This window comes from Marinomonas alcarazii (genome assembly GCF_003208215.1).
Taxonomy (GTDB): domain Bacteria; phylum Pseudomonadota; class Gammaproteobacteria; order Pseudomonadales; family Marinomonadaceae; genus Marinomonas; species Marinomonas alcarazii.
The window spans coordinates 620,174-633,961 of sequence record NZ_QKLW01000002.1; the positions used below are offsets into that span (position 1 = coordinate 620,174).

Genomic DNA, 13,788 nt, shown 5'->3' on the forward strand with positions numbered 1-13,788 from the left:
TTCGCTGTTTGATCGGATTAACATGGTACAGATTTAATTTAGCCACTCCAATCCGTCATAGGGTTTAACTTTTAAAGAATCAAGACGCGTAGCAAGTGAACCAGAATGCAATTCTAATTTATGACCGTCTGGGTCTTTAATGTACAAGGAATCGCCTTCGCTGCTGTTAGATTGCCACTGTCTCACAGCCTGAAAAGCCGTTTTTAGTTGAATTTGAGTCATAGCGTCTGAATCATAAGTAAACGCAAAGTGCGTGTAATCCTGACAAGGCTTAACGTCGCCCAAGGATAAACACAGCCAACAATTTTGATATGACAAATACGCACCGGTTTTCCAGCGCACCTCTCCCTTAAACCCTAGCAGACCACAATAAAATTCAATTGATGCGTCAAGATTGGACACACTTAAAGTCAGATGGTTGAAGCCATTATGCTGGACGATGGGCGATGACTGGAAAGCCGAAGCATCATCTAATGAGGCTACCATGGCGTAGATCTTAGTGGCTTTTTCAAAGTGATTTAATTGATGCTCTTCTATCCACCAGCGCGCAACCGCCATTAAAGTAATAGGGTCATGGTTTTTATTCGCAAAAAATGCATAAAAAGAGACTTGAACACCGTCGCCTTTTTGTTTGATTTTGTCAGCACATACCGAGAGAATCTTCTGTTTAATTTCTGTATTCAACGTTTTTCTTTCCTTTTTTAAGACTCTCTCGCACGAATCTCGTATAGAGCACTTCCAATATAAAATCACACTATGCGACTAAAGTCTGACTTCTTATCCATCGACTGCCTGCTAAATTAACAAGGCGTATAAAAATAATTATAAGGAGATCTACCATGTCAGATCATAACAATAATGCAGAAAAATACTGGCAAGCAAACCTAAGGCTGATACTAGGCAGCTTGGTGGTTTGGGCGCTAGCCTCATATGGCTGCGCTATCCTACTTCGTCCCATGCTCTCAGGCATTATGATCGGAGGCGCTGATTTAGGCTTCTGGTTCGCTCAGCAAGGTTCCATTCTTGTATTCATCGTTTTGACTTTCTTCTACGCTTGGAGAATGAACAAGCTTGATGAAGAATTTGGCCTTCAGGAGTAAGTCGCATGGATCAGTTTACTATAAATTTGCTTTTCGTCGGTGGTTCCTTTGCGCTTTACTTCGGTATTGCTATTTGGGCTCGCGCTGGCTCAACAAAAGAATTCTATGTCGCTGGTGGCGGTGTACATCCGGTTTTAAACGGTATGGCAACGGCAGCAGACTGGATGTCAGCAGCCTCCTTTATCTCTATGGCCGGCTTAATCGCCGCAGGTGGTTACGCTAACTCAACCTATTTGATGGGTTGGACTGGTGGTTACGTATTGCTTGCAATGCTCTTAGCCCCTTACTTACGTAAGTTTGGTAAATTTACCGTACCAGATTTCATTGGTGATCGCTTCTACAGCAACACAGCGCGTTTAGTTGCTGTTGCCTGTTTGATCATTGCTTCTGTTACGTATGTTATCGGTCAAATGACTGGTGCGGGGGTTGCCTTCTCACGCTTCCTAGAAGTCGATAACAACACTGGTCTTATCATTGCAGCTATTGTTGTATTCTTCTATGCAGTATTGGGTGGTATGAAAGGTATCACTTATACTCAGGTTGCACAGTACGTTGTATTGATCATTGCCTACACTATCCCAGCTGTTTTCATCTCCTTACAGCTGACAGATACGTTTATTCCTGCCATCGGCCTTTTCTCTAACCATACTGAATCTGGTATTCCACTATTACAAAAATTGGATGAAGTGGTTCGCGAACTTGGCTTTACCGATTACACAGCGGATGTAGACAACAAACTGAACATGGTTCTGTTTACCTTATCCTTGATGATAGGTACTGCAGGTCTGCCACACGTTATCATTCGTTTCTTCACAGTGCCTAAAGTAGCTGACGCTCGTTGGTCTGCTGGCTGGGCATTAGTATTCATTGCCTTGTTGTACCTAACAGCTCCTGCTGTTGCGTCTATGGCTCGCTTGAACCTAATGACCACTATCTATCCTTCTGGCCCAACAGAAGCCCCAATTGAGTACGCTGAGCGTCCTGATTGGGTACAAACTTGGGAAACCACTGGATTGATCAAGTTTGAAGATAAAAATGGTGACGGTCGTGTTCAATTCTACAACGATGTGCCTGCTTTCCAAGAAGAAGCAACAGCACGTGGTTGGGAAGGCAACGAGCTTGTGGTTAACCGAGACATTCTTGTATTGGCAAACCCAGAGATCGCCAACTTACCTGGTTGGGTTATTGGTCTGATTGCCGCTGGTGGTCTTGCTGCCGCCTTGTCGACAGCAGCAGGTTTACTATTGGCCATTTCGTCCGCAGTAAGTCATGACTTAATAAAAGGCTCAATCAATCCAAACATCAGTGATAAGGGCGAACTACTGGTCGCCAGGATATCGATGTTTGTCGCCATAATCGTTGCAACCTATCTAGGTATGAATCCACCCGGATTCGCAGCGCAGGTAGTAGCACTGGCATTCGGTATCGCCGCAGCGTCTATCTTCCCAGCGCTTATGATGGGTATATTCTCTAAACGCGTAAACAGTACTGGTGCAGTTGCGGGCATGCTAGCTGGCTTGATTGCTACCTTGGTTTATATCTTCCTATTCCTTGGTTGGTTCTTCATTCCAGGTACGGCGTCTTTCGCCAACACGCCAGACAACTGGTTGTTCGGTATTTCACCATTGTCATTCGGTGCCATTGGTGCGCTAATTAACTTTGTGGTTGCGTTCACTGTCTCTTCAATGACAGCACCACCACCAAAAGAAATCCAAGACCTTGTTGAAAGCGTTCGTTACCCTCAAGGTGCTGGCGGTGCAATTGACCATTAAGGTTTAAACACAGCACTTGCTATCAAGTGGGCCTCACTTCTTTGTGAGGCCCACTTTCCCTATAATAAGAATCCACACAAAATCAAAAAGAGAATACTTATGTTTTGGGAACTTATTGCTACCGTTTTTGCAGGTATTGGCGGCGCTGGTATTGCTCTGTTGTTAAGAAAAATAACCAAGCAAACTGCCCCTAAATGGCTGGTTCCTGTGTTTGCTGGCGTTGCCATGCTTGGCTTCCAAATTCAGGGTGAATACGACTGGTATGAACATCAAGCCAGCCTGCTACCTGAAGGCGTTGTCGTTGTGAAAACAGTTCAAGAGGAAGCGCCATGGCGCCCTTGGAGTTATGTTTTCCCACAAACAATGCGTTTTATCGCGGCTGATGTCGCAAACTCAGCAAAGAACAAAATTGACCCTAACCTTGTGTTAGTCGATTTGTACTTTTTTGAGCGTCGTCACATGGCGAAGCGTGTGCCACAAATTATCGATTGCTTGCAAGGCGCCAGAGCCGATTTCACTCAATCGTTTAGTGCATCAAATAGCTCAAACGCGGAATCTCAGCCAACATGGCACCCTATTGAAAGCGACAACCTATTACTAAAAGCCGTTTGTGACAACCAAGCATAGATGCAGAACGCACACATTAACTCGAGTTTTACTCATTGGCTTAAATACACTCCACACCTCATAATGTCGGCTTTTACAATGCCAAAAGTCGATCATTATGAACATCTCTCCAGAAGAGCGTGACGCGGTTTACAAAACCATTTTTTCTCGTCGTGATGTCCGTCGAGAATTTAAACCCAACCCCATACCACACGATGTGTTAGACCGCGTGTTACTCGCAGCTCACCATGCTCCAAGTGTTGGTTTTATGCAGCCTTGGGACTTTATTCTTGTCTCCAAGCGAGAATCCAAAACACAAATCAAACAAGGCTTTTTACAAGCGCACGCAGAAGCAGCTGAACTGTTTGAGGGTGAGCGCAAAGAACAATACAAAAGCTTCAAACTAGAAGGTATTGAAGAAGCGCCACTGGGTATTTGTGTAACCTGCGACCGAAGCCGAACAGGTTCCATTGTGTTAGGACGAACCGCCAAACCAGAAATGGATTTATTCAGTTCGGTTTGCGCTGTGCAAAACCTATGGTTAGCCGCGAGAGCAGAAAATCTTGGTGTTGGTTGGGTTAGTATTGTTCATGACAAAGTCATACGGGACACACTTAACATACCTGAATCCATCGATATCATTGCCTATTTATGCGTGGGCTATGTGGAAGAATTTCATGACACACCAGACCTAGAAAGAGCGGGCTGGCTACCAAGACGAGACGCTAGCTCTGCAATTCACTATGAATCTTGGCCAGAGTCATCAAAAGAATAACCAGAACTGAACCTGCGATAAGGCAGACATTATGTCTGCCTTTCTAAATAGTTATGCAAGCGCTTTGTCTAACGCCTCAATCAACTGATTCATCTCTTCTTCACTTGTGTAATGAACAAATGATAAGCGAACCACGCCAGTATCTGGATCTACCCCCATGGCTTCTAACAAGCGCACTGCGTAGAAATGCCCCGCCCCACAAATAATCCCCTGATCAACAAGCTTCTGTGCAAATTGCTGAGGCGTTTGACCTATCGGAATAATAGATACCGTTGCGGCTTTCTTGGCAGGATCGGCCGTTCCAAGCAAGGTCAATTTAGGATGTTGGTCAACAAAATTAAGCAACCTAGCCAATAAGACTTGCTCGGCATCATGCATCAAAACTCGCACACGCTGCGCTTTTTCACTGACAGAGTTTGTCTCGTCAAAGTGGTGATCATGCAACGCATCAAAGTAATCCAATACTCCACGACTTGCTGCTACTTGGGCATGGTCTGGCCCTGCTGGAACAAACCATTTTTGACGATAAGCGTTGTTAAAATAATGTGCCTGATTGCCTAGTTTGTCAGCCACAGCATCACGAATCACCATAGCCCCAAGATGGGTTCCGTAGGCTTTATAAAGCGAGAATAAATAAATGTCAGCGCCAAGTGCATCCACATCTGGCAAACCGTGACCAGCAAAAGAAACACCGTCTACGACCGTTGTCACATTCGCCGCTTTGGCTCGTGCACAAATCTCCGCCACAGGGTTCACTTCTGCCACAATATTCGAGCAATGAGTGAAAGCTAAAAGCTTGGTGCGCTCAGAGAGCAGAGATTCTAAAGCGTCAGTATCTAACGACCCCGTCTTGGCATCGACCTGCCATTCCTTAATCACCACACCACGAGATTCCAGCGCACGCCAGACACCTATGTTGGCTTCATGATCTTGATTAGTCACCACAACCTCATCACCGGCTTTTAAAATTTTGCCAAAGGCTTGAGCCAGCACATACGTATTCTGAGACGTAGAAGGTCCAAGATGCACCTCACTGGTATCGACATTTAGATAAGACGCCAAACGTTCATATGCCAGATCCATCTGAGCTCCGGCTTTTTGCGCCGCTGGATGAAGATGATAAGGCTGTAATTTCGTCTCTCGATAATATTGGCCCAAATGATCAATCACAGCTTGGCAGGCATACGACCCACCAGCATTATCAAAAAAAGCCTGACCTGCCAAAGAAGCCTCTTTAAACGCAGGGAACTGAGAGCGAACAAACGCTAAATCTAAACTAGGTGCCATCACTTTATCTCCATATTAAAAGCCATTCACAGCCTTTATTAATCACACATTATCTTAGGCGTAGCCAAACAACATAACAGCCCTATCACTGTCTGGGAATAGGCTGACAACCAGTCCAAAACTCATTGATTAGTTTTTTTCATCTATGGCTGTATTTTTTATCGTTTGTCTTATTTACACAGAGTTCCTACCATATAAGCATCAAAACAAAGTTTGTTTTGGCTATCTTTTAAACCACAGATACATAAGGATTAGATTATGAAAAACACTCAAACTATTAGTGAACTTCTAGAAAACGTTAACACTGCATATTTAACTGATGCTGAAAAATATGAAGCAATGGCTCGTGCTGAACGCGCTGAATACATCGTTGCTAGTTTGTCTTCTGCTGTTCAAGCAGTTAAAAAAGCGGTACTAAAATTGAAAACGACGTTCGTATCTTCTTCAGCTCAACACGCTTAATAAAACAAAAAGTCGACCTTTTGGGTAAGCATCCACTTTTATAAGTAGATATTTTGGCTTACACCAACAGACTTTTTGAACAGGAAATGGCGCTAGAATAAAAACATAAAGCGCTTCCCTGCTCACCCTTCTCTTTGTATATCCTTTTCTACCTGCATAAACACTGTCTTTTACTTTCTCGCTGTCATGCGTCGAAATACGATTTAATAAGACAATTTACTTCTCATAAGACTATCACTTAACCATTATGCGCTTTAGCGTTAGAATATTGCCACTTTCAACAGGGCAAAAAGCAGCATGAAACTATTTATTAAACTTATCCGAAATTTATTGGGCCTCATCATTGCAACACTGGATGTTTTAACACGAGGAACAAAGCTCAAGCGATCACCAGAAAAGCAGCAGCAAGTAAATGACGAAGCTGCCAATTTAGCGCTTTATCAGTTTTTTGCTTGTCCATTCTGCATTAAAACACGTCGTGCTATCTATAAGCTGAACCTTCCTATTGAAAAGCGCAATGCGCAAGAAGGCTCACCGCATCGCGAAGACTTGTTACAAGGTGGAGGAAAAATAAAGGTGCCATGTCTACGCATAGATCAAGACGGCAAAACCGAATGGCTGTACGAATCCTCTGAGATCATTAAATACTTAGAAAAACGTTTTGCTTAACCACAGACACATTAAGTTCTCTCATTAAGAAAAGCACATAGGAATCAATATGATCTGGCACTGTCAGACGTTTAATGAACTAACCAGTCACACCTTGTATGCGATACTCAAGCTTCGCATCGATGTCTTTGTCGTTGAGCAAAATTGTGTTTTTCCCGATTTGGATGATGTGGACACCCTGCCGGATACTCGACACCTTTACGCTCTTAAAGACAATAAAGTCGTCGCGTATGCTCGACTGCTGGCCAAAGACGTTTCTTACTCTGGCTACACCAGTATAGGTCGAGTCGTTGTTGCAAAGGAAAGCCGTAAAGATAAAATCGGCCATGAACTTATGACAAATGCGGTTAAAGAAACCCTTAACCTATGGCCAGATAGCCCGATTAAAATTGGCGCACAATCTCATCTTGAACGCTTTTACCAGTCTCACGGGTTTACCACAGTCTCCGAACCTTACATGGAAGATGGCATAGAACATTACCTCATGACGAGGACGACTGACGTAAAGCGTTAACTCGCGATTTTAGCTCTGGCAAAACTTCTGCTTCAAACCAAGGGTTTTGCTTGAGCCAGCGATTATTCCTTGGGCTTGGGTGAGGCAATACCAACTTGCCTTGCTCCAGCCAATACCGCCACTGCCTCACCTGTTCTGTCACGCTTCCGGACTGACCTAAATGATACGTTTGCGCATAAGCACCAAGAATAATCGTAAGTTCAATATTCGTCAGCTGGCTTAGTACAGCCTCTCGCCATTTACCTGCGCATTCAGGGCGTGGTGGTAAATCACCAGATTTCTTTCCTGCTGACGGGCCACTTTTATGGACACTATTGCCTGGAAAGCAAAAGCCCATAGGAACAATCGCCACTTGCTGCTCATCGTAAAATTCATCAGCAGATAGCCCTAGCCAATCTCGTAAGCGCTCGCCACTTAAATCATCAAAGGGACGACCAATATCATGGGTCTTTTGACCTGGTGCTTGCCCAGCAATTAAAAGCCTAGCATCTGGGTGGATTTGTAAAATGGGTTTAGGGGGATAAGGTAAAACGTCCGCACAATGCTGACAGCGCAAAATATCTTGTTTGAGTGTGATAAAGGCATCCGCCATGGTTTTTTATCCGTTATAGAATTAATCTGAAATCAAATCCTCAATCAAATTAATCCAATCTTCAAGCGCATCATCGAGCTTCAACTTTTGCTTTTCAGTAAAGGTAAGATTGAGCTCTGCCAACATACGCGCATACAAACCTGCGTTATGATCTAAACTGGCTTGATATGAAACGGTTTTATACTGGTCTGGGTTACGGATAAGATCGGTAAGTCGCTGCTTAAACTCAACGCTATCTCGATTCGAAAAAATGTCTCTTAGCGCATTTTGTAAGCGGGAGTGATAAGCAGTTTGCTCAGTCGATATGGAGATAAATGTCGGCACATATTGCTTGATAATATTTGTCTGCTGTTCACTTAGCTTACCCACATTATCTTCCATGAATTCAACTAAGCGCTCTTCTCGGCGCATTAATCGCTCTGACTCTGTTCGCTTATCTGATTCAGACTGGCGTTCTTGTCTTTTCTTATGCCACGCAGACAAGAAATCTTCTACTTGCTCTGTTGATAATGTTTGCGCAATACCAGCCAGCTCTGGCGCAATTTTCGTCCGAAAGCGATTTAAATGTTGCTGCGCTTCAGCGAACTCTCTCAACCATTGTTCTTCAGTGAGAGCTCCAGACTCTAGTTTGGCTCTTAGGTTGTTAAGCTGGGTTTGATACTTTTCAAGTTCTGTCGAACGATGCCAGCTATGCCACGAAGCAATACGCTCGTCCAACGCGGCTTCTTGATCCGACGATAAATCTATGTAGTCGTCGACATACCAATAGAGCAACCAATCAAGATTGTTGTAGGCGAAGGAAGAGGAACAAGCGCTCAAAATAAAGCTAAACAATAGTACGATAGATAACTTAGCTTTTTTCATTGGCGATCCCGTTCCTTAAGTCACGTAATATAAATCGATTTTATATCTACCCTTTACGAAAACAGCAAACAATCGGATTACAATAATAAAGGTAACAAAGAATTTACACGATGATAACGTCTTCTTCGGCGTGTCTTACCCACAAAAAAGCGACTTCTGACAAACAAGTCAGAAGTCGCTTAGTGGATACTTTGCTATTTCTAGGAAATAGGCTTAGTGGTGATGACCGCCTTCACCGTGAACATGTCCGTGCTCTAGTTCTTCTTCAGAAGCAGCACGTACGTCGATGATTTCTACATCAAAGCTCAATGTTTTACCAGCTAGAGGATGGTTGCCATCTAGCATAACGCCATCTTCTTCAACGGCGATAACGGTTACTGGCTGCTGACCGCCTGGCGTTTGTGCCATGAATTGCATGCCAACTTGAATTTCATCAACACCTTGGAAATTTTCTGTTGGTACTTTTTGGATCAATTCTTGATGAACTGCACCGTAGCCATCTTCAGGCGCAACAGAAACGGCAAGCTTGTCACCAGCCACTTTACCTTGAAGCGCTTTGTCTAGACCATCAATGATGTTTTGCGCGCCACTTAGGAACACTAAAGGCTCTTGACCAACAGAAGAGTCAAGCTCTTGGCCTTGTTCATCAGTTAGTGTGTAGTGCATGCTAACAACGGCGTTTTCTGTAATTTGCATTGTATTCTCCTAATGAGTAAATAATTAATAATGAGGGAACGAGAGCTTGATACAAGCAAATCTTACATTTCAACAATAAGCGTTACACCGCCACAACACGAACCCAAACAATAGTTTGTAGCATTATGATAACGTCCCATAAGCCCAATAACTACCATGTAAGCGTAGAAGTTTGGTACGTTCGATGATTTTTAAAGGGATGTTTGACAAAAAAATTAAAAAAAAGACAAAAAAAGCCAAGCTGATCAAATTTGAAACACGATTTAATCAACAAGTCCTCCCTACAATTGAAAAACAGATTGCGTTTTCATAATGGAAAAACCGAGCGAAGTATAAAACTTTTTCGCCCCATCGCAGGTTTCAGTCTTGTTAATTAGCTAATCAAATTGCGTAAAAACTCATTCACTCGGGGGCATGAACTGAGAAATATCAAGTTCATAAGATTTCCCTAACCAGCTAACACCCTGCGTATGATCCACGTACTCATCCCCAGTAATCGGATGCACAAAAACATCTAATGACTGACGATTTAACATTAACCACGGAATAATCTTACCGAACGTCTCAGCAGTGAATGAAAGCTGACAGCTCCAAACTGGGTGTGGGCCAACGGGTTTCTGATGGAAACGCCCAACACGAATATCGAACAGTTCACTAGCTTGCTCAGCCACCTGTTTAGCGATTTCAACGCCCGCTTCGTCTTGGTAATAAAGATGAGCATGGAACGCCTTGATGCTCTTGTATGAAGGAAGTGTGCTCATTTTTTACTCCAAGCCTTATGGTATATATCGTTAATTTCTTAATGTTAATTCTAGCATTAGTCAGCCATTCATTAGAGCTTGTTGGAGTAAAAGCAGTATTTCTAGATCAGAAACAACGCTCCCATACATTACGCTACCTTAGTCGTAGAGGATTCTTTAAGAAGCTGTGTTACATTTAATTGATACAACCATAATCTTTCAGCCTATATTCAGGTATCGAATTAAATGACTGTTTTCTGGATTCTGTTAGCTATCCTTTATGTTCTAGGCCTATTCTGGATCGCTATTTGGGGCGATAAAGAAAGTCCAGCGGCCAAAAAGCTGACTCGCCATCCCTTGGTCTACAGCCTCTCTCTGGCTATTTATTGTACGGCATGGACATTCTACGGAGCGATTGGTGAAGCCTCGCGCTCAGGTTGGAGCTATCTGCCTATTTTACTCGGGCCCATTCTTTTATATTTGTTTGCCTTCCCAATGCTGCGAAAAATGATCACAGTAAGCCGCAAGCAAAACATCACTTCCATTGCAGATTTTATTTCTTCTCGATATGGCAAACGGCCAATGACAGCCCCTTTGGTCATACTAATTAGTATGCTTGCTATCATTCCTTATATCGCCTTACAGCTTAAAGCCATCGGGTCAAATTTTGCCTTATTTGTCAATCAAGACGAATCATCAACGGGTTTTGTCGTATTGGTCGCAACGATTCTGATTGGCATATTTGCGATGCTATTTGGTACGCGTAAAGTTGAGGTGACGGAATATCGCTCAGGTATGATGCTCGCCATAGGAACAGAGTCGTTATTCAAGCTTATTGCGATTGTGGCCGTTGGCCTAGTCGCTATATTAATGACGCAAGAAATTTCATTCGATGAAATGCGTCAGAATGTCGATTTCAGAGTATGGAACCCTGAGCAGTTTTTGTCATTTCCATTTCTGATGCAAACCTTTATGTCAGCGGCTGCCGTCATCTGTTTACCACGTCAATTCCATGTCACGGTGGTGGACCACCAAAATGATAAACAGTCCAATACTGCACGCTGGCTATTCCCTCTTTATCTATTGATTTTTGCTGCCATCATTCCACCCATCGCCATCGCTGGACAAAGCCTATTTTCCGCCGATGTTAATCCAGACACCTACGTTATTCAGTTCGCCTTAGTCTCTGACAATCTTCCGCTACAAATGCTGATTTTTCTTGGCGGAATGTCAGCCACAACAGCCATGATCATTATTGCCGCCTTTGCCCTGAGCATCATGATCAGCAACGATGTGATCTTACCTCTCATGTTGGCTCGCGCCAGCGCTCAGCAACAAGCGTTACCACTTTATCGGCGTCGAATATTAATGATCCGGCGCTTGGCGATGATTGGGATCTTAGCCTTGTCTTTTTTGTACTATCAGAACATGGCGAATGCCGAGTCATTAGCCAGCACAGGCATACTGGCCTTCTCACTCGTTTTGCAACTTATGCCTGCTGTACTTGGCGGTTTATATTGGAAACGCGCCCATGCCCATGGCGTTTATGCGGGGCTAACACTCGGTTTTTTATCTTGGATGTTGCTCATGATGCTGCCTCTCACTGGCAACATGGATTGGACGCTCTATAGTGCGCAATCGCGTTCTGAGCTGATCAGCTACGGGGCTTTTATCAGCCTTATTGCTAACATTTTTGGTTACATTACCGGCTCTTTATTATCGACAGAGCGCCTGATTGACCGCATTCAAGCAACAGCCTTTGTGAGCCCGACAACCGAGCTAGAAAAAGGCTTCTTTAAACCGAAAAGCAAAGCAACTAACGGTGATTTTTTTGTTCTACTGCAAACCTTTTTGGGCAAACAAAAATGCCAGCAAGTCTTATCCAGTTTCGAACAAGATTACAACCAGACTCTGCCAAACAATGCCTCGCCAAACCGTCTATTTGTCGACTATTGCGAACGAATTCTAGGTGGCGTATTAGGCGGTTCGTCAGCGCGCACCATTATTAATTCCATCTTGGTTGATAAACAAATCAAAGTAGAAGAAATGGTGACTTACCTGGATGAAACCACCCAAGCCATTCAGTTCAGTCAAAACCTCTTATTTGTCTCCATGGATAATTTAGACCAAGGCATCAGCGTGGTGGATAAAGACCTACGGATAGTCGCTTGGAACAAAACCTATTTGTCGCTTTACCCCTATCCAGAGGGAATGCTAAAGGTCGGACTGCCTGTAGAAGAACTGATTCGCTTTAATGCTGAGCGTGGTGAATGCGGTGTTGGCGAAATTGAAGAGCTGGTTAGCAAACGATTAGAACATCTAAGAAAAGGCACAACACACCGCTTTTTACGCCGTCGTGCCAGTGGTCGCGTCATCGAAATGGTGGGTAATCCGCTTCCTGACGGCGGCTTTGTGACCAGTTTTACGGATGTCACCGAGCACATTGAAAGTCAGCAAGCACTCAAAGAAGCCAACATTGATTTAGAAAAGCGCGTTGAAGCTCGTACAGAAGAAGTGCAAGGCGTTAACAATGAATTAATGCAAGAAATTGAACGTCGTAATCAAGCAGAAAAAGCACTAATTAGTGCCAAAGCTGAAGCCGAAAAAGCCAATGCCTCAAAAACCGAGTTCCTTGCTCTTGCTAGCCACGATATTCTGCAGCCATTAAACGCGGCCAAACTTTACATGGGAATTTTACAGTCCAGCCAACTACCTGATGATACAAGCCAAGTTATTGGTAAATTATCCGATTCCTTAGAATCGACAGAAGCCCTTATTTCAACCTTGTTGGAAATTGCTCGGCTGGACCAAGGCGCCATTCAACCCAAGCTGATCGACTGCTGCTTACAGGATATTTTAGCGCCTATTATCGCCGAATTCGGTGTCATTGCAGAAAGCAAAAACCTAAAGCTGACCACGCGTTTACGTCCATTCAGAGTTCACACAGACCCCATTTATTTGCGTCGTATTATCCAAAATTTCGTCTCTAATGCCGTTAAATACACCCAACAAGGTAGAGTCCTCTTAAGTGTCCGCCCTAAAGATGGCGTGGTCTATCTGCAAGTATGGGACACCGGTGTTGGCATTCCCGATTCTGAGCAAAAGAAAATATTTGATGATTTCTATCGCTGGGAAAACACCCAAGAGCCTGGAATGGGGTTAGGGCTAGGACTAGTACGCCGTATGCAAAAGCAATTGGGCTTGGCGACCAAAATTCATTCTACTCCAGGGCGTGGGAGCTGCTTCAGCATTGGTATACCTTTAGCAAAAAGTGATCACATTGTCGGCCTAGCAACACAACAAAAAACAAACATCGAGACTGAAAATTTGGCGCATTGTTATATTTGGTGTATCGACGATGAGAAAAACAATCTAATGGCGATGAACACACTTCTCACCCATTGGCAGTGTGATTGTAGAACCTTTAATCGTTTCCAAGATGCGTTAGACGCTGAAGGCGAGGCTGAATTGCTGTTAGTGGATTATCACCTTGATGATAATAAAGACGGCTTGTCGCTAATCAAAGCTCTAAGAGCGCGAGCAGGAAAATCCATACCAGCGGTTTTGATCACAGCACTACGAGACCCCGAACTTGTCGAGCAGTGTAATCAGCTCAATATTACCTACATGGCAAAACCAGCAAAGCCCGCAAAATTACGGGCTTTGGTACAACATATTCACAAACTGAGGGAAGCAGCCGAATAATAGAAC

General features: G+C 43.8%; 14 protein-coding genes and 1 pseudogene. 8 read left to right on the top strand and 7 right to left on the bottom strand.

Translation table 11 applies throughout. The features are described 5' to 3' along the window. Window positions 1-33: 33 nt before the first annotated feature. Together DFP75_RS18690 and DFP75_RS18585 are read right to left on the bottom strand one after the other, a co-directional pair. On the bottom strand, window positions 34-486 hold the full coding sequence (locus tag DFP75_RS18690) for a VOC family protein (RefSeq protein WP_110574466.1): 453 nt from the start codon (window positions 484-486) through the stop codon (window positions 34-36). 6 nt (window positions 487-492) lie between these two features. Beyond that, window positions 493-753 (bottom strand): annotated as a pseudogene (locus tag DFP75_RS18585) (DUF6500 family protein); the annotation flags it as partial. An 86-nt stretch (window positions 754-839) separates the two neighbouring features. Here DFP75_RS18585 and DFP75_RS07745 point away from each other — a divergent pair. The 4 genes from DFP75_RS07745 to bluB all read left to right on the top strand — a co-directional run bounded on the left by DFP75_RS07745 (window position 840) and on the right by bluB (window position 4,253). Then, window positions 840-1,100 carry a DUF4212 domain-containing protein gene (locus DFP75_RS07745; RefSeq protein ID WP_110573929.1) on the top strand — a complete coding sequence of 87 codons (261 nt, stop codon included), beginning with the start codon at window positions 840-842 and terminating at the stop codon, window positions 1,098-1,100. Between the two features lie 5 nt (window positions 1,101-1,105). Further along, complete coding sequence (locus tag DFP75_RS07750) at window positions 1,106-2,872, top strand: sodium:solute symporter family protein (RefSeq protein ID WP_110573931.1); 1,767 nt, start codon at window positions 1,106-1,108, stop codon at window positions 2,870-2,872. Between the two features lie 99 nt (window positions 2,873-2,971). Then, a complete protein-coding gene (locus DFP75_RS07755) occupies window positions 2,972-3,499 on the top strand; it encodes a hypothetical protein (RefSeq protein ID WP_110573933.1) in 528 nt (175 codons plus the stop codon). A gap of 97 nt (window positions 3,500-3,596) precedes the next feature. Continuing rightward, on the top strand, window positions 3,597-4,253 hold the full coding sequence (gene bluB, locus DFP75_RS07760) for a 5,6-dimethylbenzimidazole synthase (protein WP_110573936.1): 657 nt from the start codon (window positions 3,597-3,599) through the stop codon (window positions 4,251-4,253). Between the two features lie 51 nt (window positions 4,254-4,304). On the opposite strand, the gene DFP75_RS07765 is transcribed toward bluB, so the two are convergent. Continuing rightward, window positions 4,305-5,540, bottom strand: coding sequence for an aminotransferase class V-fold PLP-dependent enzyme (locus DFP75_RS07765; protein ID WP_110573938.1), 1,236 nt, complete (start codon window positions 5,538-5,540; stop codon window positions 4,305-4,307). Between the two features lie 258 nt (window positions 5,541-5,798). Here DFP75_RS07765 and DFP75_RS07770 point away from each other — a divergent pair, with 258 nt between their 5' ends. The 3 genes from DFP75_RS07770 (at window position 5,799) to DFP75_RS07780 (ending at window position 7,185) form a co-directional block, all read left to right on the top strand. Continuing rightward, window positions 5,799-6,002, top strand: coding sequence for an RSP_7527 family protein (locus DFP75_RS07770; RefSeq protein WP_110573940.1), 204 nt, complete (start codon window positions 5,799-5,801; stop codon window positions 6,000-6,002). A 297-nt stretch (window positions 6,003-6,299) separates the two neighbouring features. Continuing rightward, window positions 6,300-6,671, top strand: a complete 372-nt coding sequence (locus DFP75_RS07775; protein ID WP_110573942.1) for a glutathione S-transferase N-terminal domain-containing protein — start codon at window positions 6,300-6,302, stop codon at window positions 6,669-6,671. 49 nt (window positions 6,672-6,720) lie between these two features. Continuing rightward, complete coding sequence (locus DFP75_RS07780; RefSeq protein WP_110573944.1) at window positions 6,721-7,185, top strand: GNAT family N-acetyltransferase; 465 nt, start codon at window positions 6,721-6,723, stop codon at window positions 7,183-7,185. On the opposite strand, the gene DFP75_RS07785 is transcribed toward DFP75_RS07780, so the two are convergent. From DFP75_RS07785 to DFP75_RS07800, 4 genes are all read right to left on the bottom strand, one after another. Then, window positions 7,154-7,777, bottom strand: a complete 624-nt coding sequence (locus tag DFP75_RS07785; RefSeq protein WP_110573946.1) for a uracil-DNA glycosylase family protein — start codon at window positions 7,775-7,777, stop codon at window positions 7,154-7,156. The genes DFP75_RS07780 and DFP75_RS07785 overlap by 32 nt on opposite strands. A gap of 21 nt (window positions 7,778-7,798) precedes the next feature. Continuing rightward, window positions 7,799-8,641, bottom strand: coding sequence for a DUF6279 family lipoprotein (locus DFP75_RS07790; RefSeq protein ID WP_110573948.1), 843 nt, complete (start codon window positions 8,639-8,641; stop codon window positions 7,799-7,801). 213 nt (window positions 8,642-8,854) lie between these two features. Then, window positions 8,855-9,337 (bottom strand): FKBP-type peptidyl-prolyl cis-trans isomerase, encoded by a 483-nt coding sequence (locus DFP75_RS07795; protein ID WP_110573950.1) that lies wholly within the window; start codon window positions 9,335-9,337, stop codon window positions 8,855-8,857. 398 nt (window positions 9,338-9,735) lie between these two features. Further along, a complete protein-coding gene (locus tag DFP75_RS07800; RefSeq protein WP_110573952.1) occupies window positions 9,736-10,098 on the bottom strand; it encodes a DOPA 4,5-dioxygenase family protein in 363 nt (120 codons plus the stop codon). A gap of 225 nt (window positions 10,099-10,323) precedes the next feature. On the opposite strand from DFP75_RS07800, the gene DFP75_RS07805 reads away from it, so the two are divergent. Further along, window positions 10,324-13,782: a hybrid sensor histidine kinase/response regulator gene (locus tag DFP75_RS07805; RefSeq protein WP_110573954.1), complete on the top strand. Its 3,459-nt coding sequence runs from the start codon at window positions 10,324-10,326 to the stop codon at window positions 13,780-13,782. Window positions 13,783-13,788 lie beyond the last annotated feature (6 nt).

What these genes read in the sequence shown, in the direction of transcription:
- DFP75_RS07770 (WP_110573940.1), top strand. Translation starts at nt 5,799, where the DNA reads ATGAAAAACACTCAAACTATTAGTGAACTTCTAGAAAACGTTAACACT.
- DFP75_RS07800 (WP_110573952.1), bottom strand. Translation starts at nt 10,098, where the DNA reads ATGAGCACACTTCCTTCATACAAGAGCATCAAGGCGTTCCATGCTCAT.
- DFP75_RS07755 (WP_110573933.1), top strand. Translation starts at nt 2,972, where the DNA reads ATGTTTTGGGAACTTATTGCTACCGTTTTTGCAGGTATTGGCGGCGCT.
- DFP75_RS07780 (WP_110573944.1), top strand. Translation starts at nt 6,721, where the DNA reads ATGATCTGGCACTGTCAGACGTTTAATGAACTAACCAGTCACACCTTG.
- DFP75_RS07765 (WP_110573938.1), bottom strand. Translation starts at nt 5,540, where the DNA reads ATGGCACCTAGTTTAGATTTAGCGTTTGTTCGCTCTCAGTTCCCTGCG.
- DFP75_RS07795 (WP_110573950.1), bottom strand. Translation starts at nt 9,337, where the DNA reads ATGCAAATTACAGAAAACGCCGTTGTTAGCATGCACTACACACTAACT.
- DFP75_RS07805 (WP_110573954.1), top strand. Translation starts at nt 10,324, where the DNA reads ATGACTGTTTTCTGGATTCTGTTAGCTATCCTTTATGTTCTAGGCCTA.
- DFP75_RS18690 (WP_110574466.1), bottom strand. Translation starts at nt 486, where the DNA reads ATGGTAGCCTCATTAGATGATGCTTCGGCTTTCCAGTCATCGCCCATC.
- DFP75_RS07785 (WP_110573946.1), bottom strand. Translation starts at nt 7,777, where the DNA reads ATGGCGGATGCCTTTATCACACTCAAACAAGATATTTTGCGCTGTCAG.
- DFP75_RS07790 (WP_110573948.1), bottom strand. Translation starts at nt 8,641, where the DNA reads ATGAAAAAAGCTAAGTTATCTATCGTACTATTGTTTAGCTTTATTTTG.
- DFP75_RS07745 (WP_110573929.1), top strand. Translation starts at nt 840, where the DNA reads ATGTCAGATCATAACAATAATGCAGAAAAATACTGGCAAGCAAACCTA.
- DFP75_RS07775 (WP_110573942.1), top strand. Translation starts at nt 6,300, where the DNA reads ATGAAACTATTTATTAAACTTATCCGAAATTTATTGGGCCTCATCATT.
- bluB (WP_110573936.1), top strand. Translation starts at nt 3,597, where the DNA reads ATGAACATCTCTCCAGAAGAGCGTGACGCGGTTTACAAAACCATTTTT.
- DFP75_RS07750 (WP_110573931.1), top strand. Translation starts at nt 1,106, where the DNA reads ATGGATCAGTTTACTATAAATTTGCTTTTCGTCGGTGGTTCCTTTGCG.